Origin of the sequence: Butyricicoccus porcorum, from assembly GCF_002157465.1 — a bacterium.
Lineage (GTDB): Bacteria > Bacillota > Clostridia > Oscillospirales > Butyricicoccaceae > Butyricicoccus_A > Butyricicoccus_A porcorum.
In genome coordinates, this window is the sequence record NZ_NHOC01000003.1 from 17673 (window position 1) to 39919 (window position 22247).

Consider the following 22247-nt stretch of genomic DNA (forward strand, 5'->3'; position numbering starts at 1 on the left):
GGGAGGATTTAATGAGAGAAAAATTCGTTTCAATACCTAAGCGCAGGTAAGATTCAATAGCAAAAACAGAAAATTAACCGAGAAAAATAACGTAAATAAGATACAATAAGAAAAAATCGGCTTTTCCAGTTCTTTTCAATGTCTATTTTACCACATCAGTTCGCACTTTTCAAGTACAATCCCCAAAATGATCTACTTTACGATATCAAACATACCAAAGCCCATAGAATTCTTGCTTCCCAGACCAGTATGATACAGGAATTTCAGTGCATCAGGCGAACCCTTTAGCAGATATGTTCCGCCCCACGCTGTGACATAGATGTTTTTTATTTTCGTCACAAGTTTATCACGGCTGGCGACAGAAAGAGCATAAATTTCAATATTTCCCGGAGCAGGGGAGCCGACTGCACTTTCCCATTTGTGCTGAAAATTCTCATTGATTAGCACAGGAAACTTGTCATCAAGCGGGTTGTACGGATGTGTTTTGCCGTCAGATGTTGAGGTATAAACGGTCATTGGGGAAATCATCTGAATTTTCAGTTGATGGCAGTCCTCTTCAATTTCCAGTTCGGACTGTTCTATTCGTTTCAGAATGATCGGCTGTCCGCAAAGCTGATATTCATTGTGAAGCACCAGAGCATGCTGCAAAATTTCACTACAGATCGGATCAGCCGTCCGCAGGCAAAGAGAGACTGCGTAGGGGAACTCAATCTGCTTGTTATATTTGTGATTCTTTCCCTGAAGGCGGCTGAAACAGAACATTTTAAAATGCTTCTGTCTACTGTCCGTATAGCCGTTATCATGCAGAAATGCACTGTATTCCGGTACAGTTGACAGAAGACGATAGACAAAGCCCTGCACAATAGTCTGATATGCCATTGGCAGTTTTAGATGGTTTGTTTGAAAGGTCAGACGAAAAATCATACTGAACACTCCTTGATCCCTCAAAGGTAAGATATATCAATAGTATAGCAGCTTTTAAACGGCAATCATAGTGTTTTCACCTCGTATTCTAATTTTATAATCTGCTGCCAGCACTGATGTACGAACTGAAATTCCTGTTCTGTTCGTCCATCAGGAAGGGTACGATATATTCCAGTCGGAACGCGGGCAGATACGGACTGCATGACCAGCTTTCCATTGGCATGGGAAACCAATTGCGACATCAGCCCAAGAGGAAGCACGGCGGCAATGGCATCTGCCTGCTCCAGAAGAGGGAGGATTGTTTCTATCTGGTTTACCGTGTCACGGCAGCAGAGCAGCTGAATGTTGTCCTGCATGATACGTTCCAGATCAGTCATTTGCTCAGTAGTCATTTCGTGACGGGAAATCCAAAGAATTGTTTTCATCGTATTTATTCTCCTTTTGGTTCTATTATTATAATCCGATAAAAAAGAGCAAATTAAGGAAAGAACAAAAAGTAATGTGCATTTTCGTTGGGGGTAAATGGTCACACTTGGTAAGGGAACATGTAGATGTATGAGAGAGCCGGGTACAGAGAATTTATCCCTGTACCCGTTTTTTGCTCTAACCGGAGTATATCAGTCTAATGAATCCAATAAACCGGCGAGTGCGGCAAAGCCGGAATTGCTCCTGGCACCTGATTTCTTTTCCAAATCTGTTTTCTGTGTGGCAGCTTTCTTTGCTTCATTACGCACATCGTGAACCGTTGGCATGACGGTTCCAACGTTTTTATGTTCCTTGATCGAAAGATAAGAAACTTCTTTTTTATCTGTTCGTATGGTCCGTTTCATATACATGAAATCTTGCACAACGGAATAAGTACGGATAGATGGTGCAAGCAGTTTCTTGCCCTTTTTCTTTGGCTTAATACCAACCAGCTCGCAGACCTTGGTATCATATGCACAGATCAATTGCTCGACGCGATCCCTTGTTTTCTTTGTATCATTTTTTTCTGTGTAAGAGAGAGAATGGTACAATTCATGTGGATTATATTCATGCAGAGCGTCAATCTGGAGCTTTACTCGACCATATCCATATGGTTTTGCCTTGCCAAGCTGTTGATAGCAACCGTCCTCTAAACGCAGGCACCAGAGCAGAAGACCAAGCTCGTCCTCGGCCAGATTCTGATAGTGAATCGTTCCAGTAAACTTTGTTCCAACAGGCACCGGCTTAATGGCGTCTCCAACCTGCTTGTTGCTTCCCGTTGCAGTTTTCTCTACTTCTTTCAGCCAGTACTGCTTGATTCCTCGCAGTTGGAAATTGTCCTGATTATAGTCTATTCCATCAACAGTATAATTCGGATAGAAACTCGGCTTCGGTCCACCGAGAATCATATCAACATAGTCTCCGGTTTTCGTTCCACAAGGAGCTTTCATATCGTCAAAGCTGACTCGAGAACGGTAACTCATGTCTTTTTCAGAGAATCCTAAAACTGCGTTTGGATAATCTAATACAAATTCATCCGACTGATGCATTTGGGGTAGTCCGTGAGATAAAGCGTGAGCATATGGAATGCGAAGAAACTGTGACATGCCAAAGTAATCCGTATCAGGGATATAGAATACAGGCTTGCTTTTTCCATGTTTTGGGAGGGCCCAGAATTCCGGGTCCATGGGGTTTCGTTTATCGGTTCCCGGAAGTCCGTTTTTTCGAGCCTCCCAGTCTGTCTTAAAGTTGACGGCCTGTTCGGGAGAAATAGCAATCTCGTGATCTGTATCTTCTTGCGGAAAGATATAGAGAGAGTTCTGATTTTTCATCTGTCCAGGAGAAAGCAAAACACCTTCCCGCCACTTTTCCTGTTCCGTAGCATCTTTCTGGTGGAATTCATCAGGTGTGATAACATCAAATTTCTGTGGATCTCCGCTGTAATAAATTGGCAGATATCCAGCATACAATTTTTCCCATTTGGAATTATGCACACTTCTGTTCACACGGAAGAACTTTTCACCTTTGCATGGATGAATATAATACTCATCTTTATCTGCTCTACAGTGCAGATAACCTGCGTGTACTCTCTCAGCGCAGCTGATATTATTCTTGCTTTTAACACCCAGGAGACTCGTATAATATTCTTTCGCCTGAGCAGCTTTTGATGAAGATGCGCTAGCGTAATCACGGTAGAAAACAGTATGGTCATCGAAGTCGATACCTGCACGCAGCTTTCCCAAACCGAGTATCTGCATATTCGTTCGGATCATACCACGAAGACTTGAACCGGGAATCGTGTAATTACCATTGGCATCCTGAAAAAAATCCAATCCCTGCTCTTTTTTTAGTCCATTCGCAACACACATAGGGGTGTCTACTGTAATGGTAATAGAAATATTACCGGAAAGCAGATGTTCGTACCATACATCATGATGGGGAAGTTCAGATACATCATTATATCTGACAGCGACTTTATTGATCAACGGGATAAAGTTGTACGGTGCGCGAGCGGTGGACAGCTGAACTTCTGATTCTTTCTGTTTATTCTTTGCCATCATCAACCCTCCCAGTTAACCAGGCGCATGTCTGAAATGTATGCCTGACCATCTGTTTTATCATACGCAATGTGTTTGCGTGTGACCAGTTTCGTTCCAAGACCGGCAATTAAGCGGCTTTCTCTATCAAAAAATTCAACTCCATCTTCTTCAGAAATACAAGTATAATTCCATTCGCCATTTTCCTGAAAAATGTGAATTTCCCTGTCTGCATCAAAAAAGCGTGCTTCAATCAGTTCATCAAAGGAAAGCTCCTCCGGTGCTTCACCGATTGTTATCTCGCTCAGACGGGTAATCATCGCAAAGGAAAGGTTTTTCCTCTGTTCCAAAGCCTGTTCCTTAGTTAGTATTTTTCTCATGCCGGTTCACCTCCCAGCGCATTCATCCACTTGGAAAACAGACCGCATTCATCAGAAATCTCAACTGTTCCGTTCTCGCAGGTCAGTACTGAGGAAGCCACACGGACAACCAGCTTTGTCGGTCTGCCTCGTCCGATTGCATAGCCGCTTCCAAGAGAGTAAAGACCAATACCTAAATCACGCAGAGCAAGCAGAAGTATTGCTCCGGCTTTTTCCTGATTGACGGCAGGCGACAGGGTAATATTCCATTCACACGATCCGCCGATGACTTCTTCTTTAACCATCGCCTTATCCATGACACCACCGGTCAAACGATCAATGCGGATGCGCGTCTGAATGGTGCTTTTCTGGGGATCTTCCAAAAAGATTCCATCGGAGAAAGAAACCTTTCCGGCGATACCATTGTCATGATCTCTGCTTTCCCGGCCAAAAAGACTGATGATTTCGTCTTCAGACAGTTTGCAGAACGGGGCAAAGCGTTTGATTTGTGCACGAACAGCACCTTTGATGGATGAACCTGGAATAACAGCGTGTCCAGCTTCCTGAATAGATACGGCAACGCTCGAACGTTTATTCTCCTTTACACCTGGAATATCTGCCAGTTTTTTTGTCCCTGACTTTACCAGAAGCGCATCGGTTTCCATGGAAACATGAAGGATAATAGAAGAAGAGACAGCTTCAGGCAGATGGATTTCTGTACCGCCGATTTCGCCCAGCCATGCAGTACGGTCATCAGAGTTTTTCATGTCATAATAGCGACGTTTCACAGAGGTCAGTTTGATCTGTCCGAAGCCGTTGTTCTTCTGCGCTCCCAGACGAATGTCTCCGACGTTCATTGATGCAAAGCACTGCTCCAGCAGCTGTGCTGCTTTCTTTTGATCTTCAGAAGATATACCCTTCCATACGATAGAAAACGTTCCCTTTGTGCCGGTTTCCAGATGCATGACATCAAATTTTGCTTTATCAGAAGCAGTGCCAGTTGCGCCGTCGATTTTCAGACGAGGACGAATCACAGTGGAGGCTGTTTTCTCAAAATCAAGATCAGAAACAGATATGCTGCCTTCATGAGGAATTGTTTTCTTTTTGCCCGCATTGCCGCTGTCCTCTATTTGTTGCTGCCATCCGAACAGCCAATTTGCATCCGGCGTGTTTGTGCCAAACCAGCTTCGCATTGCTCCGGCGAGGGAGGGGCCCTGAATCATGGGAGTACCATCCCAGCGACGCAGGATAGCTTCTGTATTCCGGTCATTTCTGCCAGAACGCATCGGGGATGTGCATTCCAGTTCAATGTGATAACGAATGGCATATGTAAACACTGCGTTCATGCTTTCTCCTCCTTTCGGCTCAGATCAATCCACTCGGAAATCAGCATCAGACGTTCTGTTGGTGTGTCATTTGGAAGAAGTTCCGCAATGGATGCATCCTTCATGATGTTATCAATTTCATTTCTGATGGCTTCAAAACGCTTTGCATACTCCGGCGATCTGTCTTCTATATTATGCCGGAAAAATTCATCCAGCTTTTCGGTTTTGCCGCCGTCGGCGATAGCGGTCTGCACCCATTCCTGAATGCTGCCAATCTGGCTGTTGGACAGCTGATAATTATCACTTCCAAGAGGAAACTCGGTTTCCAACAGCCGTTGGCAACGCTTCTGACGCTGGGTCTTTGCTTCCGGGAAATCATGAATTTCTGCATTAGATTCCGGTTTCTCATAATTTTTGATCTGATCAAAATCCTTGAGGAATAATACCTGTCCGAAGCCCTCTGCACGGCGAATACCCAAACCGGTCTTTTCCAAAAGTTTCAGTGTCCCTGCATCAGGCGCAGGCGTGCAGTGCAGCTGGAACAAACTGCCCTTTTCATACATCACTTCAGACGGTGCATAGCATCGCCATGTGCGGTTAAACGTATTGATTTCTGTGACAGAAGTCGAACATTTCGTGATTTCTACTTTTTCGACGCCGAGCAAATCAGAAAGTTTTGATTCATCCAGCCCAACGGTAACTCCATCCTTCTGCATAGCAGCAGGGGAGAGCAGGAGCATATATATTGTTTCCGGTATGATATCTGCATCAGAATATGTTGCCATGCCCCAATTTGGCTGTTCTATCGCTTCCAGTGCAAGAACCTCGCATAATCCATGTCCGGCATAATGGCTTGCACCCAGATGGATTGTGTTCGTAAATGCCTTTGTGATGTATGCAGCAAGATCCGGATCATCCAGCTGGATATAGCCTTCCCAATCACTATCTGCGCACAGAACACGAGAGGTGAATACCTTCTGCTCTTTCTCCTGATTTCCACGCTGAATGCGCATGAAACTATCCATTTTAGGAGAAATACCAGTGAGAATAGAATCCTTTTGTATACAGAATGCACCGATCTTGGCACGCTTATGTCCCGGCTCCACGTCGTGATGCAGCACGGTGTAGAAATGCTCCTGTTTCTTATCCTCATAGAAGCCCATTGGAGTCGGGACAGCAGCAGTTTCACTAACGACCGGATATGCACCGAGGAAGCGTGTGCCATCAGTCAGCAAAATGCTCTTGTTTTTTTCAAACCACTCTGGTTCAGTCAGCGCAAGCTGAGATATTACCATACCTCGAACGGCCGTGCCGGAAATGTAATTGCGGGTATCCAGATAGTTTTCGTTTCGTGTATTTCCAGTCAGAGAAGATACAGAAAGTGGTGTTTTCAATCGGATGCGGTACCGCAGCAGAGATGCTGACGGAATATTATATTTGCTTATCAGAGAATGCGATTCCGTCACCTTAGTTTCCACTTTGCCGAAACCACGGTTTCGCAGCAGACCGACCCACTTGAGAAACGGAATTACATCTTTGAGCAGCTTTTTATCTTCGGAATCACAGATAATCGTACCGGTCAGAACAATACCGCTGTTTAGGCAACTTGCCAGACGCAGCGATCCCTGCTTGACAACATCCTCTTCCAAAGCAGTAAAAGTGCGGGTCGACACCCATTCCTCCTGCGGAAGCTGTGTTTCCTGTTCATCCACGGTCCAGTCGCTGAAAACCAGACGGCGTTTACTGTCGCTGTCTGCACAGCTTTCTTTACCGAAAAGCTCATGAAGAATGGTCTCATCTGATTTTGTCCAAACCAGATAGTTTTCAGTTGTCTCACGCAGGAGACCCTTCATCGTCGAACCGGACAGATAGGGCATTCCGTCCTCTGTGCGCTTAATGGAAATATCTTCGCCGCCCGGAATGCTGTAACCAGAGCTGAAAATGGTATCAGATGATAACTTCATCTGCACAGTGAGGCAAACACGGCTCATTCCTGTTCCTCCTTTCGCCATAACGTCAAGTGATCGATGACTTCAATTGCATCATAATACAGGCAGCGACGTGTACCGTTTTCATCTGTATAGAATGCTTCCTGTTCTGGCTGGAAGTATTCCTGAACCATTCGTTTGATAAGATCTGGATTTCTGGCTTCCAGCCCCTTTTCCGTCAAACTACGCATACGAGTCTGCTTCATAGCAAGTTTGGTTTCCCATTCGCCCTGCTTGAAAGAATCACGCAGTTGCTTGACCTTACTTCTGGGCAGGTCTTTAGATTTTTTCATCAGTTCGTCAGAGAGCGTGCGGAAGAACTTATAGGTTCGCTGAATTGGCGTATCAGCACCCTCTACAATAAACGGACGCAGTTCAAGCTGTCCGCCGTCCTCGGTCTGATATGTATTGCGAATTTGAGACAGGGAACCTCTGATCTGTCCAAACTCAATATGCCAGTCAATGAGAGAGATGGCACCTTCATCCTTGTGCTGCTCATTGCACAGCACAGCACCATATCGTTTTGCGCTGGAACAAAGCTCTTCACTCAGATCATAGGCAACACGGAACGGATACTTGGTATGTACCATGACGATGCCGGCACAGGCAGTGTAGCCGGTTTGGTCCGCTGTATTCTTTTTGGTTGATAGATGTTGAATAAAGCTGACGGCACACTCAATACCAAGATCACCGGCAGTGACAAAGCAGACATCGTCACCTGCACCAATAATCTTGCGAACGGGGAGAATATGCTTTTCCCAGCGCTTTTTCTCGGAGGCCTCATCCAGTGCGGTCAGTCGATCTGCCAGTTCATCGACCATTTCCTTATAGGCTTCCTGAAAATGCGTGTCGATTTCCGTACTGAATTGATTCAGCGTTTTTACGCATTCCTCCCAATCATCTTCACTGAAAGGATTAGTACTAAACCGACCATAAATGTTCTGCACACGAGCGCCCATTGCATTGCCATCCAGGTGGACGATAGCAATAAAGTTTTCGCTACCGGCGATGTCCTTTAAATCGTTCGTTGATTTCCAGCCTGCCGGTTCATATTTCACATTCTTGTAGCTGAATTCCTCGGCATCTTTCTCGTAACTGGATTCCTCGGCATCAAACAGTTCTACACCGAAATTCAGAGGACGGAAGGAGGACTGTCTGCGAGCTTTCTTGATTTCCAGCTGACGGGTCAGCTCATTCAGGTTGTCACGAATCGACTTGTTCGTATCAAGTTCCATAATTTTTACGAACAACTCCATGTCTGGGTAGGTTTCCAGCGTTTTCTTTGTGAGTGCTTTGCAGAAATATTCGGCAGAAGGGCGATTCGGAAACTGTAAAATGGTATGTCCTCCGCCGGCATATACCAGATTTTGCTCTTTGGAATATCCGTGCGGACAGCATTTCTGAAAATATTTCCGATATTTTTCCAGCTCATCTGAGTTTGTCGCATGAGCTATTTCTGCGGAACGCTGGATATTCCTCCGCAGCTCACGATTTCCGAAAATATAAGCCTGCTTCTGCGATACCTCAGCAATAACCAAATGTCGGCTCATATCTGAACTCCTTTCGTCTATATTTTATACTTTTTAAGATGAATTTTTCATGATGTTTTTGTGTACTATGCACAATTAAGTTAAGTATATCTCTTTTTACAATAGTGCGCAACCACTCTTTTACATTTATTTTAATCTGTTCATCTATATAATCTGAATTAAAAAGAAAATATAAGGGCACTTTGCAATTTTTTTTGAAAAGCAGTAAATGTTTTGAACCACTGGTGTCTGCTTATTTTTCGTGGTATGTGGCCATGTATGCCTTTTTTGAAAAATAGGCCTTAGGATCACGCTCTTTTTTGGTGGAAGAGGAAGCCTCAATAAAAGTAGAGTCTACGATGGTACTCTTTTCAAAATCAGGCCGCGCTTTGTTAGAAGTTCCACGACTTGCGGAAAGCACTTTTCCTAAAGTCCGTTCTTCGTCAGAATATTACGGACCTGCCCAGAGTATTACTGTTAGGAACTTTATTGCTCAATGCCACCCCACAGAAATCGTAGAAAGCTAGGTTGTTAATAACTTTTGCCACCGTTGTCATATTTGACAAATTAGGGAGATGCTACACCAGATAGATTCTAAGCATCCATTCCCAAACGTAGGGCTTGTTGCCGCGCTCTTCAATAGTACAGCTGAATGAGCGCAATCAACTCTCCTGGCAGAACGATACGGTTTATTTCCTCCCAAAATTTCTCCTTCGTTCGCACCTGAGGAAGTTCATTACTCAGGGCTGACAGACTAAACTGTTCATTTATATGTTATCACATTTACACCGCATCAATTTCTGGTAAAGGCATCAAAAATAAAAAATACGGATCGTACACTGACAAAGATTGATGCCACTGCCGGATTGGGAGAGGATGTGCTTTTGCTGGCGGCAGCCGGATTTCCTGTACAGTTGCATGAGTATGATCCAGTGATTGCAGCACTTCTGCGGGATGCCCTGCGGCGGGCAGCTGAACTGCCGGAGTTGGCAGCAATTGTCGGACTTAAGGATGACAGTCGGACAGCGCTACCGGAGTTGACCGCTCCACCGGATGTGATTTTGTTCGATCCGATGTTCCCGGAACGACAGAAAAGCGCATTGATTAAAAAGAAATTCCAGTTGCTTCAGAATTCGGAACGGCTGTGTGCTGATGAGACAGATCTCGTAAATGCCGCCATTGCGGAACATCCGCACAAAGTGGTTATCAAAAGACCGCATCTGGCAGACGCAAAACCCAACTATTCGCTCAAAGGAAAGACTATCCGATATGACTGTCTTGGATTGCCGCAATCATACGTATATGTATAAATGCGTCTGGAATTTTCGACCTGAATTTCACTATATTCCGCCAAAAAGTTTGCACGCATTTATGCATATATTTTGCAGAAATATTTCCGAACGAATTTCTGAGGACAGCTGGACACACAAAAGCAAGAATTTTGATGCAAACAAATAAACGCCAAAATTGTTCAGAAACTACACTTCTGGTAGCAATTTTGGCGTTTTAACGTGAAAATTATTTACTTGTTCTCACGAGCAGGGCGATTGTCTCAACGTGCCCGTACATAAAACGGTTATACTGAATTGCGCAACACAAGGGAAAATGGATCGCTTCAAAATTATCGACAGGCGGGCAACTGTATGAAAAAACAGGGGCGATTTTTGTGAGTAAATTATATAGCGCTTTCATATAAAAATCCAGAACAAATTAACTTGACATCAATCTTGACCAGAGTTTATATAGGGGTGTCAAAACAACCCGAAATGAGGTCGATATGTATGGAAAAGAAACAGATGTCGAGGGAAATGGTCTGCCGCCAGTGCGGAAGACCGTTGGTGCAGAACAGGACAGGACGAAGACGCTATTTCTGCTGTGATCCCTGCCGGAGAGCATGGTGGCGGGAGCATCCCGAAGAGTTACACCATTCACCGGAAGCAACCTACATAATCAATTGCAGGCAATGTGGGAAACAGTTTACTTCGTATGGAAACAGAAATCGGAAGTATTGCAGTCATAAGTGCTACATTTATCACAGATTTTATCTGGAGCCGGAGGTGACAGCGGATGTTAGGAGTGCGCTTGAGAAAAAACAGTTGTCTGAATTGCCGGAAGAATTAAAGGCGCAGGTGATAAGAGTCTTAAATGAGTCCAAATAGTCATTACATAGCTGAATAGTTAATTTCTTTTTGGGGAATACTGTCGAAATCTTTGGGCGTTTGTATAAAAGTTGCTTAAAAAGAGTAAAATTTACGGAATTATATTGAAATACTTGACATTTTTGCTGGAAAGGGTTTGGCAAAGAGGATATTAAGTGCTATAATCAATAGGAGAACTAACAGAGTTAAAGGTAAAATGTGATAATAATTCGCATTAGTATATAAATTTCAGTAGTTTATTGTTGGAAGCTGCTGCGTGAGAAAGTGGGATGTTTGTGACACTGACAAATTATTGGTGGCTGTTAATATGGATGTTCACCGGTGGCCTTTTCCTGAAGGTCTTTTTTTCGAGAAAGCGGGAACTGGTCGGTGGACAGGCTGAAACTCGGTGGCAGATGCTGCCAGCAATTATTATGGTTGTGCCATATATCATTTGGGCCGGATACCGAGGCAATAATTTCGGAGACACAGGTGCATATCGCCGGATGTTTTCTGAAGCGCCGAATAGTCTGGGGCAGATGTCCGCTTACTTGGATGAGGTCACGAAGGATAAAGGTTTCTCCGCTATTGTTGTATTGATTAAATCTGTTTTGGGTAATTCAGATGCTGTTTTTTTTCTTTTTCTTGCTGCCATTCAGATTTTATGTGTCGCTCTAGTTTTTCGAAAATATTCGTGTGATTACTGGTTCAGTATTTTTTTATTCATCGCATCAACGGACTATCTTTCCTGGGTACATAACGGTATGAGACAGTTCTTGGCCGTCACTATTATTTTTGCGGCGACTGGACTAATTTTAAAGAAGAGATATATTCCTGCGATTCTCATTATTTTGGTTGCAGCGACAATACACGGCTCAGCATTGCTGATGCTCCCGATTATCTTTATTATTCAGGGCAAGGCATGGAATAAAAAGACGCTTTTGTGTGTTTTAGCGAGTATTATTATATTGCTTTTTGTTGGACAATTTACAGACATCTTAGATACGCTTCTTTCAGATACGCAGTATGAAAATGTAGTAAGTGACTGGCAATCGTGGGAAGATGATGGTATGAATCCGATTCGAGTATTAGTCTATGCAATTCCGACGTTGCTATCATTATTTGGTTATAAACGCATTAAATACGAAGATAATCCGGTAATAAATATGACAGTAAATGCCAGCATTGTATCTACATCAATTGCGCTGGTAGCTACAGGAACATCTGGCATTTTTATCGGAAGACTACCAATCTATTGTAGCATGTATGGATATATTCTGCTGCCTTGGGAAATCAAGCATCTTTTCAGAAAGAATATGGGAAAAACAATCTATGCGGTAGCTATAGTTTGTTATATTGTATTTTTCTATTATCAGATGCACCTTGCGTGGGGAATATTATAAATATGAAATTAACGAAAAGTGACAGGTATATGGGACTGATATGATAGAAGAATAGAACGATCTGTGTTGGTAGCGTAATTATTCCAGTGTTATTTATAATGTGAAAAAAGATAGCAATCTCGCTTCCATGGATGATTAACAATTATTTTATTCAGGAAGTTAGTACAATTTGTTGCAGGCGTTGTATTCTATTTGTTTCTTGTTCGAATTTAGAGTTTTAAAAGACTTTGGAAGCGGATATCGTGCCGTCAGTCTGTGGAAATTTATTGTAAGTATAATTCTGATCTAACGAGGTTATATGAATGAAAAGTAGGATAAAAGCGTTTGTTAAACAGAACAAGGCTATTTACAGCTTGTATTTTTACTTGGGATCTTTTTTCTTGCGTTTGATTGGATTGTTTATTAAGACGGATCCTCAATTGATCCTCTTTATAAGCTACGGCGGGCAGAAGTACGATGATAGTCCGAGAGTAGTTTATGAATATCTGCTAAAACATCCGATATCTTTTGAGCATAAATATATTTGGGCATTTATTGAACCCGACAAGTTTCCACAGGTTCATAATAGAGTCAAAGTGGATACTATGGCTTACTATATTACGGCTATGCGTGCTGGCGTATGGATCACAAATTCTAGTGCATCCAGAGGCTTAAACTTCCGCAAAAAGCAGACTAGGAACTACCTGTTCCAGCATGGAATGGCAGGGATCAAGAGAATCGGAACAGATGTCGAATTGTTTGATAAAGCATTTCGCATTGGCTTTCACGAAACTTTTGACGCGGTCTTTATTGAAGGAAAGAAGGAACTGGATATTTTGCCGCGTGCGTGGCAAATGGATCCTTCCGTGTTTTATACAACTGGCTTGCCGCGAAATGATGATCTTACCACAGTCACAGAAAATGAAATAGCTTCAATAAAAGATCGTTTAGGAATTCCCAAGTCGAAAAAGGTTATCATGTATGCCCCCACATTTAGAGAATTCAGCTGTGCAGAGGATGGAAGAAACGCTCTTGGTATTCCGATTGATTTTTCAAAGTGGGAAGCCACTTTAGGACAAGAATATGTGCTTTTGGTAACTGCTCATTATGAGGTTGCAAAACTTTTGGATGAATTGCCAAAAAATGATTTTGTTATCAATGCGTTCAAATATCCCGAGTTGAATGATTTGATTAAAGTATCTGACATTTTGATTTCAGACTACTCCAGCATTGTATTTGATTATTCCATCATGGAACGCCCTGTTTTCTGTTATGGCTACGATTATGATACCTATTTGGTTGAACGAGGCGTATATACAGATTTGGAGAAACTTTTTTCACATGGCGTTTTGCGCACCGAAGATGAGGTGCTTAAAGAAATTCAAGAAATTGACTACGATCTGGAATGTGAGTATACAAGAATCTACATAAAAAATGAGTATATAGCCTCTTATGGAAATGCGGCGGAAAAAGCTGTACAGATTATTTTTGAGAAGGAGTAGTGTGTGATGGCTGTTACATTAAGCATTATTATTCCTGCATATAATGTAGTTTCGTATTTGGAAGATTGCATCGAAAGCGTCATGTCTGGAACTTTTCAAGATTTTGAGATCCTGCTGATTGACGATGGTTCCGTGGATGGTACCGGCAGTTTAAGCGACGGACTTGCTGAGAAATATCCTGCTATCAAGGTCTTTCATACGGAAAACTCAGGATTGTCCAACGCCAGAAATCTAGGGCTCGATCATGCATCTGGCCGGTATATCGGGTTTGTTGATGCGGACGATATTGTGGCACCCAATATGTTTGAGGCCTTGGTCAACTGTATGGGGCCAGACATAGATATGGCTGCTTGTCGGTACCAACGGTGCAAAAGGGAAGAGTTGAATGTTGCAGAAGTATCTGTCACTCTTCAAACAGCAGCAAACCAGACTGAAACTGCACAAAAGATCCTGACAGGCGGATATGGTCCAAATGTCTGGAACAAGCTCTATCGAGCGGATATTTTGAATCAAAATAGTATCCGATTTCGCAAAGACTGCTGTGCGATGGAAGACATGTATTTTTCAATGGACTATCTGCTCCATTGTACGAAAGCGGTATTTCTTGATGAGCAGCTATATTATTACATTATGACTGACGGAAGCATTACGAGTACGTTTCGTGATAATCGCATGATAGGTGATGCTTATATGAATCTTCCCAGAAGCTGGAGGTTTTGTACGGAAGTGATGCAGTCACTCTCTGACGAGCTGGAAACTCAAGCTAGATCCCGGACGGTTATGTTCTATCAAACTGTTCTTCGAAAGCTTGAAAAACCAGATAGCGACTACATTGAAGAAGCTGTCACATATGTGAAGCGAAATAAATCTGTATTGCTTCGATACAGATGGGGCTTTAAATACTATATCTCTGGTCTTGTTTTAAGTATCAGTTATCCTCTCTGGGCAAAGATTTTCCGAAGGGGGATTAAAGTGTGAGCCAACCTACATTGATTGTTTCCCTTGACTTTGAACTGTTCTGGGGTATGCAGGATGGATGGGAGCTCTCTGAATATGAAGACCACGTTCTAGGTGGGAGGAAGGCAATTCCCCGGCTTTTGGAACTATTCCAGAAACACAATATCCATGCTACTTGGGCGACTGTGGGCTTTCAGTTTGCTGAAAGTGAAGCCGAAGTCCGGGGATATTTTCCTAAGTTGAAACCTACATATGATAATCCGGCTTTGTCAAGCTACCGCTGTTTTGGAAGCATCGGCCAGAATGAGAAAGACGCGCCTTGCTTCTACGCCCCAAGTTTGATTAAAAAAATTGCAAATACTCCCGGTCAGGAGATCGGCAGCCATACTTTTTCCCACTATTATTGCCGGGAAGCTGGACAGACAGTCGAGCAGTTTCGGGCTGACATGCTGGCGGCAAGGGCGATTGCCGCCGATCGAGGGTATGATCTCAAATCTGTGGTTTTGCCTCGGAATCAATGTGAACCTGAATATACTCAAGTGCTGAATAAACTGGGCTTTATTGCTTACCGGGATGAGGAGAATGACTGGATACACGAGAAGGTCAAGATCCGTCCGCTGATGCGTATTCTGCGCCTTGCTGATGTGTACCTGCCTTTGACCGGGCAAGGCGGCTATGTGCCGAAAATTGAAAACGATATCGTCAATTTGGTGGGATCCCGAATGTATAAACCATATTTCAAGCCATTGGCTTTCTTGGAAGGACTAAAAGTTCATCGTATTAAAAGGCAGATGCTTCATGCAGCAAAGAACGGACTGACCTTCCATCTTTGGTGGCATCCCCATAATGTGGGAGTTTACACGGATTTCCACATGAAACAGTTGGAAGAAATCTTCAGCTACTATGAACAGCTGAAAGAAAAATATGGAATGCGCAGCCTGAATATGAGAGAGGCGGCGCAGGAAATTTTGAATAGGTGAAAAAATCCATGTATCAGTTTTACTATGCGGACAAGTCCAAAACATGGAATCGCAAACTCTGCAAAGAAAATATCCGCGACCGGTTTCAGATCACCGCAGTTCGTCCTGCCATGTGGGAAGAGCATTGTTTGGAATGTTCCGCACCGGCCTGCTTTGAAAGCTGCATACACTATCTTTCCCGCAGAGATGGACGCTGCAAGCGCTTTGACAACGGTCTACTGACCTTCACGGACGAAAAAGCTTGTTGTAATCAGGGAACTCATGTGAAGTTCCGCAAGTGGGGCAATATGATGACTGTCCTGTTTCCAGCTATGCTGGACGAAGCGCAATATTCTGCCATGCAGAAAAAGAATGAGTTTCTTGGCAATTTTCTGGGGACGATTGAAGCAAGCAAGCTACCCCGGGCTCTGCGGTGGCAGGGAATCCGAATTCCGGAGTATTTGCGCCGTCGCAGCCTGCGAAAGCTGACCGGATTGGAAAACACAGCAGATGCGTTTTTGTTCCAAGGCTACAGCTATTTGGAGGAAAGCTATCGCTTGATTGTAGAGATTTATGACGACCATACACCCGTCTGGAAGACCGCTATCACAATACAGCCCGGTGAAAACATCGCGGTGATTTCAAATCTCTCTGAGGAATGTTCCCGAGCTGGCAATTTGGTGAAGCTCTACCCTGAAAACAATTTGGAAGCAGAGTTGGATATCCTCTGGTGTGATTTTGTCAAAGGCGAATCAATCACGGCTGAGAAGCCTGCCGCCAAGGTCAAATGCGTTGTCTGGGATTTAGATAACACTCTCTGGAACGGTACACTGGTCGAGACAGAAGATCCTATGACAATTATGCTCAATCCCGGTGTCCGGGAAGTTATGGAAGAATTAGATCAGAGAGGCATCATCCAGTCTGTATCCAGTAAAAATGATTTTAAACCTACCATGGCAGTTCTGGAGCATCTTGGTGTTGCGGAGTATTTTCTGTATCCTCAAATTTCCTGGGAGCCTAAGAGCGCATCTGTAGAGCAGATTGCCAAGAGCCTGAATATTGGAATTGATGCGTTGGTCTTGATTGATGACACGAACTTTGAGCGTCAGCAAGTCCAATCCGTATGGCCTCAGGTACGTACATACGATGTGACAGAGATCAAAGAGCTTTTGGATCGACCTGAATTCGATGTGCCTGCAACAGCAGAAAGCCGCAACCGCCGCGCCATGTATCGTGCTGAGGAACAGCGAAATACACTGATGCACTCTAAACATACTGATATCCTGGACTTCCTGTGCAAGTGTAACTTAAAGCTGCATGTTTTCAACCCGACTACAGAGGACGAGAAGCTACGCTGCTATGAGCTGATCGTCCGTACCAACCAGTTGAATATGTCTGGTAAGAAGTACACACCTGAAGAATTTGAAGAAGTGCTCACTAAGTATGATCACAAAAATTTCGCATTTTCATGTGCAGATGATTTCGGAGAATATGGAATTGTTGGCTTTGGTCAATATCGTATTGATGGCGAAACTTTGGTATTTACTGAGTTCGCTATGTCCTGTCGTGTTGCAGGAAAATTCGTGGAGAGTGCTCTGTTCTCTTATCTATTGAATACAGAAAACTGTAAGGATGGGTTGTTTGCTGTACATAAAACGAAAAAGAACACGCTTCTGCGCAATACACTGGAGCAGATTGGGTTTCATATTGAACAGGAACTTGACGAGGCAGTTTCCTATACTTTTATGGCAAACTTGCTGAATAGTGGTATTGTTTCTGTTGAATGAGAGGTTTTTATCATGAATGATAAAGTATCAGTCATTATGGCCACTTACAACTGTGCTGATACCGTTGAAAAAGCGATTGATTCTATCCTGGCACAGACCTATGAAAATTGGATAATGATTGTCTGCGATGATGGCTCTTCAGATAGCACTTTAGAAATTCTGAACTGTTATAAGGCACGATATCCAGAAAAATTTGTTATTATAAAGAATGAAGTCAATCGAAAACTCCCATACTCACTGAACCATTGTTTGGAGTATGTGGAGACTGACTTCGTTGCCCGAATGGATGGGGATGACTGGTCTACCCCCGATCGTTTTGAGAAACAGGTTTCTTTTTTGAAAGAACATCCCGAGTATGATTTAGTTGGAACGGGTGTTACTGTATTTGATGGAGAAAAGAAGATTGCCTCTATCATAAAAACAGCCATCCCCACAAAGAATACCATGCTTCATGATAATGCATTTTCTCACGCAACTATCATGACATATAAACGTGTCTATGATGAGTTGGGTGGATATTCTTTGGATCCTACTGTACTTCGAGTCGAAGATGTAGATTTATGGTGTCGGTTTCTTTCGGCTGGGTACAAAGGCTATAATCTTCCGGATGAATTATATGTTATTCTCGAAGATGTAAGCGCTGCAAAACGTAGAACTTTTCAGGCTAGGTTAAACAGTGCCAGAACACGTTGTAAGGGTTATAAACTCATGGGATTTAAAGGATTAACTTGTTATAAACCATATTTGCTACTTTTAAAAGCTTTTGTGCCAACTTTTATTTATCGAAAGATTCATGCATGGAAGCTAACTCGCAGTGATGTAACCTAATTAATAAATAAGTCTTCATATGAAAAAAATACTTTTTCTCATCCATGATCTTGGCCAAGGCGGTGCCGAAAAGGTACTGGTCAATCTGGTCAACAACATGGATCGTTCAAAATTTGATATTTCTGTGACGGTGTTATTCGGTGGTGGCGTCAATGAGCAGTTTTTGGCTAAGGATATTCACTTTTATTCGGTATTTCCAAAAGAAGTGCCGGGAAACAGCAAGCTGATGAAACTTTTGACACCGAAGAAACTCCATAAACTGTGCGTGAAGGAGCATTACGACATTGAGGTTTCCTATCTGGAAGGCCCTTCTGCCCGTGTGATCAGCGGTTGTCAGGATCCGAATACAAAGCTGGTTTCATGGATTCATGTGGAGCAGCACACGATGGACAAGCTGGCTGGTTCTTTTCGATCAGAAAAAGAAGCTCATGAATGCTATAACCGATTCGACCAGACGGTGTGTGTTTCGCAGTATGTCCACGACGATTTCTGCCAAATTTTGAATTTTCAAAAGCCTTGCCAGGTGCTGTATAATACGGTGGAGTCTGACAAGATATTGGTCGGGGCTGGTGAAGCCGCACCGGAGTTGAAGGACGATGGAAAAATCCGGCTGGTTGCGGTAGGAACGCTGAAGCAGTCCAAAGGTTATATGCGTTTGCTGCAGATCATCAAGCACCTGCGGGATGAACAGTATCCCGTACATCTTTATATTCTGGGTATCGGCCCTTTGCAGCAGGAGATGGAGGAATACATCGGTCAGAATGACTTGTACGATTCGGTTACACTGCTGGGCTACAAGACTAACCCCTACAAATATGTAAGCAAGTGCGATCTGTTTGTCTGTGCCAGCTTCGCTGAGGGCTTTTCCACTGCCGCTACTGAGGCCCTGATTGTCAGCACTCCAGTCTGCACTGTAGAAGTCTCTGGCATGAAGGAAATGCTGGGTGAAAATAATGAGTATGGTGTTGTTACAGAAAATGATGAAAAGGCATTGTATCAAGGCATAAAGAAATTATTGAATGATTCACAATTGATGGATCATTATAAAAAGCAGGCAGCGGAGCGAGGCAAAAAGTTTAGCACGAAAAACACTGTACAAGCTGTGGAAAAAATGTTGCTGAAGTTGTGAGGGATAATTTATGTATCAGTTTGACAAAATCAAATTGGTAGTTTGGGACTTGGACGAAACCTTTTGGAAAGGCACTTTTTCGGAGGGAGATATTGAAGTTCCCAATCAAAACCGTCGCTTAATTGCATTGCTGACAGACATTGGTATCGTTAACTCCATTTGCAGCAAAAATGATGAAAAGCAAGTGATGGACTACCTGAAAGATCAGGGATTGGCAGAATACTTTGTTTTCCCATCTATTAACTGGTCGCCAAAGGGAGCAAGAATAAAGCAATTGATTTCTGATATGCAGTTTCGCCCGGCAAATGTGTTGTTTTTGGATGATAACCCGTCCAACCTTGCTGAAGCTTCCTATTCCTGCCCTGAAATCATGACCGGAACCCCTGCATTGCTTCCGCAATTACTTGCAGATGCTGAAAAGGCTGACCACAAGGATCCTGAACATAAGCGGCTACAGCAGTACCGAATACTGGAAGAAAAACATCAGGTACGAGCAGAATTCAGTTCTAACGAGGAATTCCTTTATAAGAGTAATATCCGTGTTGATATTTCAACAGACTGTGATGCAAATGTTGACCGTATTCATGATTTAATTCTTCGTTCTAACCAATTGAATTTTACTAAGGTTCGCAGTACAAAGGAAGAACTTTCCGACTTGTTTGCTGATCCCAACGTTTCTTGCGGCTACATATCCGTTCGAGACAATTTTGGCAATTATGGGATTGTCGGCTTCTATGCCGTAAAATCAAATCGGCTGTTGCACTTTGTTTTCTCCTGCCGTACTCTTGGCATGGGCATCGAGCAGTATATCTATAACAAGTTAGGCAGGCCCGAGTTGACTATTGCAGGCGAAGTCATCAGTGATTTGTCTGCTACAGAGATTCCAGGTTGGATCAACCAGAAAACAGTTGATTCTTCATTCTCCCAAATGAAAATCAAAAAACTAGATGCACATGTGGTTTTGGTCAAGGGCCCATGCGATCTATTTCAAGTTTATCCATACATTGCAAATACGGAACTGTTTGATACTGAGTTCACTCATACCACTGAAGATGGCTTGGTCATCGAATCTACCGGACATACTACGCATATTGTGGAGGCTTTGCGGCTGTCCAAGGCGCAAAAACAAATGGTTGTTGACGAGGTTCCTTTTGCCCACTTGGATATGTACTGTGACAATATCTATCGTAGAGATTATAAAGTCGTTTTTCTCAGTATTCTGGCAGACTGCAATCTAGGGGTCTACCGCCGCAAACAAACGGGAGAACAGTTGGCATTTTTGGAGTATATCCATCCTATTACAGATCCATCTAATTGGCCGGGACTTATTTCAGGAGAATATCCAACTTCAAATTTCCATTTCACAGAAGATATTCTGAGAAAATTCTCCGAGAAATATGAGTTTATCGGCAGAAATACTCCTGAACAGATTGTCGCAAATCTCGATTTTATCTGGAAGCATCTTCCTAAGAACTGCGTGTTAACCATTATGTTGGGCGGTGAACTTTACTACGAAAAAAACGCCTTTGAAGCCTATATGGATCGCCATCTGGTTCATAAAAAGGTCAATGATGCGATTCGGAGCTGGGCAGGCAGTCAGGAAAATGTTCGTTTGATAGATGTCAACAAATATCTGGTGGATCAGAATAGTTTTTATGACCACTTCAACCACTACATAAAACCTGTATACTATGCGTTAGCGTCAGAAATGGTGGAGATAGTCAACGAAATTACCGGAAGTCAGATAAAGGAAACCTCAAAAGCAAAAATGCTGTTTATCCGAGTAAAAGAATTGCTGGCACCTACTTATTACAAGCTAAGAGGAGTGTTAAAGAAATGAGTGATAGAAAAAAGAGAGATGCAAATTTGGACTTGTTGCGCATTATCTCCATGCTGCTGATTATCTTCCTCCATTCTATCGATCACAGTGGTGTTCTTGAACAAGCCGAGGTCAGTTCCAATGCGATGTACTTTTATGTTCGGTTTTCCTATGCGCTGTGCCAAGTTTGTGTGAACTGTTATGTCATGCTCAGCGGATACTATCTAGTCAATTCAAAGTTTCGCTTACAAAAGTTGGCAGTTCTTTGGATGGAGACGGTTTTTTACTCGTTTATACTGAAACTTCTATTTATGATGACTGGTCAGGAAACATTTTCAATTGTTTCTCTAATCAGTTGCTTCTTCCCAATTGTAACAGGACGCTATTGGTTTATTACTATTTATCTGGGAATGTATTTGATTTCTCCCTTCTTGAATAAATTCATTCATTCAATGGACAAGAGAGAGTATTCTATGCTGAATATCTGCTTTTTTGCTCTGTTCAGTCTATGGAACTCCATTCATCCTTCGATTGCGGGAATGAATTCTGGTGGTGGCTGGGGCCTCGCATGGTTTGTTGTTCTTTACTTGGCAGCTGCTTGGTTCCGCTTGTATTATATCCCTAAACACAAACCTGTTATTTTGTTTGGGATTTTCCTCCTAATTCCGTTACTGCTGGCTGCTGGACAGATGGCTGCAAATGCAGTGGGTATTGGAATTCTGCAGAACATCATAAGTAATTGGTTCCGCTATGACTCTGCTCCTGTATATTTTATGACAATCGCCTTGTTTACAGCTTTCCTGAATATTCAGGTTAAGAGTGATTATATGTCCAAAATAATCTGTTTTGTTGCACCTTTGACTTTGGGCGTTTATTTAATTCACGCTCATGCAGATGTATCTCCTTGGCTGTGGGAAACGCTTGCTTTACCCAAATACATGGACAGCTTGAGCTTCCCCGTAATTCAGTTGGGATGTACCTTGCTAATTTTCTTAGGCTGTACAATTATTGATACGCTCCGCAAGGCTACGATTGGAAGACTTGAAAAGGTCCAAGCAATAAATACTGTATGCAAGAAGATCACAGTAGCAGTCGTTGGACTATTTTAAAACAATAAATG

Annotated in this window: 17 protein-coding genes, 1 pseudogene and 1 CRISPR repeat array (1 of these 19 only partly in view); of the genes and pseudogenes, 10 read left to right on the plus strand and 8 right to left on the minus strand. The window is 42.9% G+C overall.

Going from position 1 to position 22247, the window contains the following annotated elements; genetic code table 11:
• Positions 1-58: a CRISPR direct-repeat array (repeat unit 32 nt; unit sequence GTTTCAATACCTAAGCGCAGGTAAGATTCAAT); it begins 512 nt to the left of the window's first position.
• A gap of 134 nt (positions 59-192) precedes the next feature.
• The 8 genes and pseudogenes from cas6 to CBW42_RS14925 all read right to left on the minus strand — a co-directional run.
• Positions 193-924: a CRISPR-associated endoribonuclease Cas6 gene (cas6, locus tag CBW42_RS03550; protein WP_087017846.1), complete on the minus strand. Its 732-nt coding sequence runs from the start codon at positions 922-924 to the stop codon at positions 193-195.
• A gap of 65 nt (positions 925-989) precedes the next feature.
• On the minus strand, positions 990-1349 hold the full coding sequence (locus CBW42_RS03555) for a hypothetical protein (protein ID WP_087017848.1): 360 nt from the start codon (positions 1347-1349) through the stop codon (positions 990-992).
• A gap of 192 nt (positions 1350-1541) precedes the next feature.
• The gene (locus CBW42_RS03560) at positions 1542-3446 is read right to left on the minus strand and encodes a TIGR03986 family type III CRISPR-associated RAMP protein (RefSeq protein WP_165761039.1); all 1905 of its coding nucleotides are present in this window, start codon (positions 3444-3446) and stop codon (positions 1542-1544) included.
• Between the two features lie 2 nt (positions 3447-3448).
• The gene (locus CBW42_RS03565) at positions 3449-3805 is read right to left on the minus strand and encodes a hypothetical protein (protein ID WP_087017852.1); all 357 of its coding nucleotides are present in this window, start codon (positions 3803-3805) and stop codon (positions 3449-3451) included.
• Positions 3802-5130, minus strand: a complete 1329-nt coding sequence (locus CBW42_RS03570) for an RAMP superfamily CRISPR-associated protein (RefSeq protein WP_087017854.1) — start codon at positions 5128-5130, stop codon at positions 3802-3804. The genes CBW42_RS03565 and CBW42_RS03570 overlap by 4 nt, the downstream gene beginning before the upstream one ends.
• Positions 5127-7100, minus strand: a complete 1974-nt coding sequence (locus CBW42_RS03575; RefSeq protein WP_165761040.1) for an RAMP superfamily CRISPR-associated protein — start codon at positions 7098-7100, stop codon at positions 5127-5129. The genes CBW42_RS03570 and CBW42_RS03575 overlap by 4 nt, the downstream gene beginning before the upstream one ends.
• On the minus strand, positions 7097-8647 hold the full coding sequence (locus tag CBW42_RS03580) for a Cas10/Cmr2 second palm domain-containing protein (protein ID WP_087017858.1): 1551 nt from the start codon (positions 8645-8647) through the stop codon (positions 7097-7099). The genes CBW42_RS03575 and CBW42_RS03580 overlap by 4 nt, the downstream gene beginning before the upstream one ends.
• A 262-nt stretch (positions 8648-8909) precedes the next feature.
• Positions 8910-9397: pseudogene (locus tag CBW42_RS14925) on the minus strand (transposase); the annotation flags it as partial.
• Positions 9398-9426: 29 nt separating this feature from the next.
• Here CBW42_RS14925 and CBW42_RS03585 point away from each other — a divergent pair.
• The 10 genes from CBW42_RS03585 (at position 9427) to CBW42_RS03630 (ending at position 22236) form a co-directional block, all read left to right on the plus strand.
• The gene (locus tag CBW42_RS03585; protein ID WP_278308578.1) at positions 9427-9936 is read left to right on the plus strand and encodes a class I SAM-dependent methyltransferase; all 510 of its coding nucleotides are present in this window, start codon (positions 9427-9429) and stop codon (positions 9934-9936) included.
• Positions 9937-11054: 1118 nt separating this feature from the next.
• Positions 11055-12167, plus strand: a complete 1113-nt coding sequence (locus CBW42_RS03590) for an EpsG family protein (RefSeq protein WP_087017862.1) — start codon at positions 11055-11057, stop codon at positions 12165-12167.
• Positions 12168-12469: 302 nt separating this feature from the next.
• Positions 12470-13648: a CDP-glycerol glycerophosphotransferase family protein gene (locus tag CBW42_RS03595; RefSeq protein WP_087017864.1), complete on the plus strand. Its 1179-nt coding sequence runs from the start codon at positions 12470-12472 to the stop codon at positions 13646-13648.
• Positions 13649-13654: 6 nt separating this feature from the next.
• Positions 13655-14626, plus strand: coding sequence for a glycosyltransferase family 2 protein (locus CBW42_RS03600; protein WP_087017866.1), 972 nt, complete (start codon positions 13655-13657; stop codon positions 14624-14626).
• Positions 14623-15585, plus strand: coding sequence for a polysaccharide deacetylase family protein (locus CBW42_RS03605; protein WP_087017867.1), 963 nt, complete (start codon positions 14623-14625; stop codon positions 15583-15585). The genes CBW42_RS03600 and CBW42_RS03605 overlap by 4 nt, the downstream gene beginning before the upstream one ends.
• Positions 15586-15593: 8 nt before the next feature.
• On the plus strand, positions 15594-17351 hold the full coding sequence (locus CBW42_RS03610; protein WP_165761041.1) for an HAD-IIIC family phosphatase: 1758 nt from the start codon (positions 15594-15596) through the stop codon (positions 17349-17351).
• Between the two features lie 12 nt (positions 17352-17363).
• Positions 17364-18179, plus strand: a complete 816-nt coding sequence (locus tag CBW42_RS03615) for a glycosyltransferase (protein ID WP_087017871.1) — start codon at positions 17364-17366, stop codon at positions 18177-18179.
• 19 nt (positions 18180-18198) lie between these two features.
• On the plus strand, positions 18199-19308 hold the full coding sequence (locus CBW42_RS03620) for a glycosyltransferase (RefSeq protein WP_087017874.1): 1110 nt from the start codon (positions 18199-18201) through the stop codon (positions 19306-19308).
• Positions 19309-19318: 10 nt separating this feature from the next.
• Positions 19319-21148 carry an HAD-IIIC family phosphatase gene (locus tag CBW42_RS03625; RefSeq protein WP_087017876.1) on the plus strand — a complete coding sequence of 610 codons (1830 nt, stop codon included), beginning with the start codon at positions 19319-19321 and terminating at the stop codon, positions 21146-21148.
• A complete protein-coding gene (locus tag CBW42_RS03630) occupies positions 21145-22236 on the plus strand; it encodes an acyltransferase (protein WP_087017879.1) in 1092 nt (363 codons plus the stop codon). The genes CBW42_RS03625 and CBW42_RS03630 overlap by 4 nt, the downstream gene beginning before the upstream one ends.
• Positions 22237-22247: the final 11 nt, after the last annotated feature.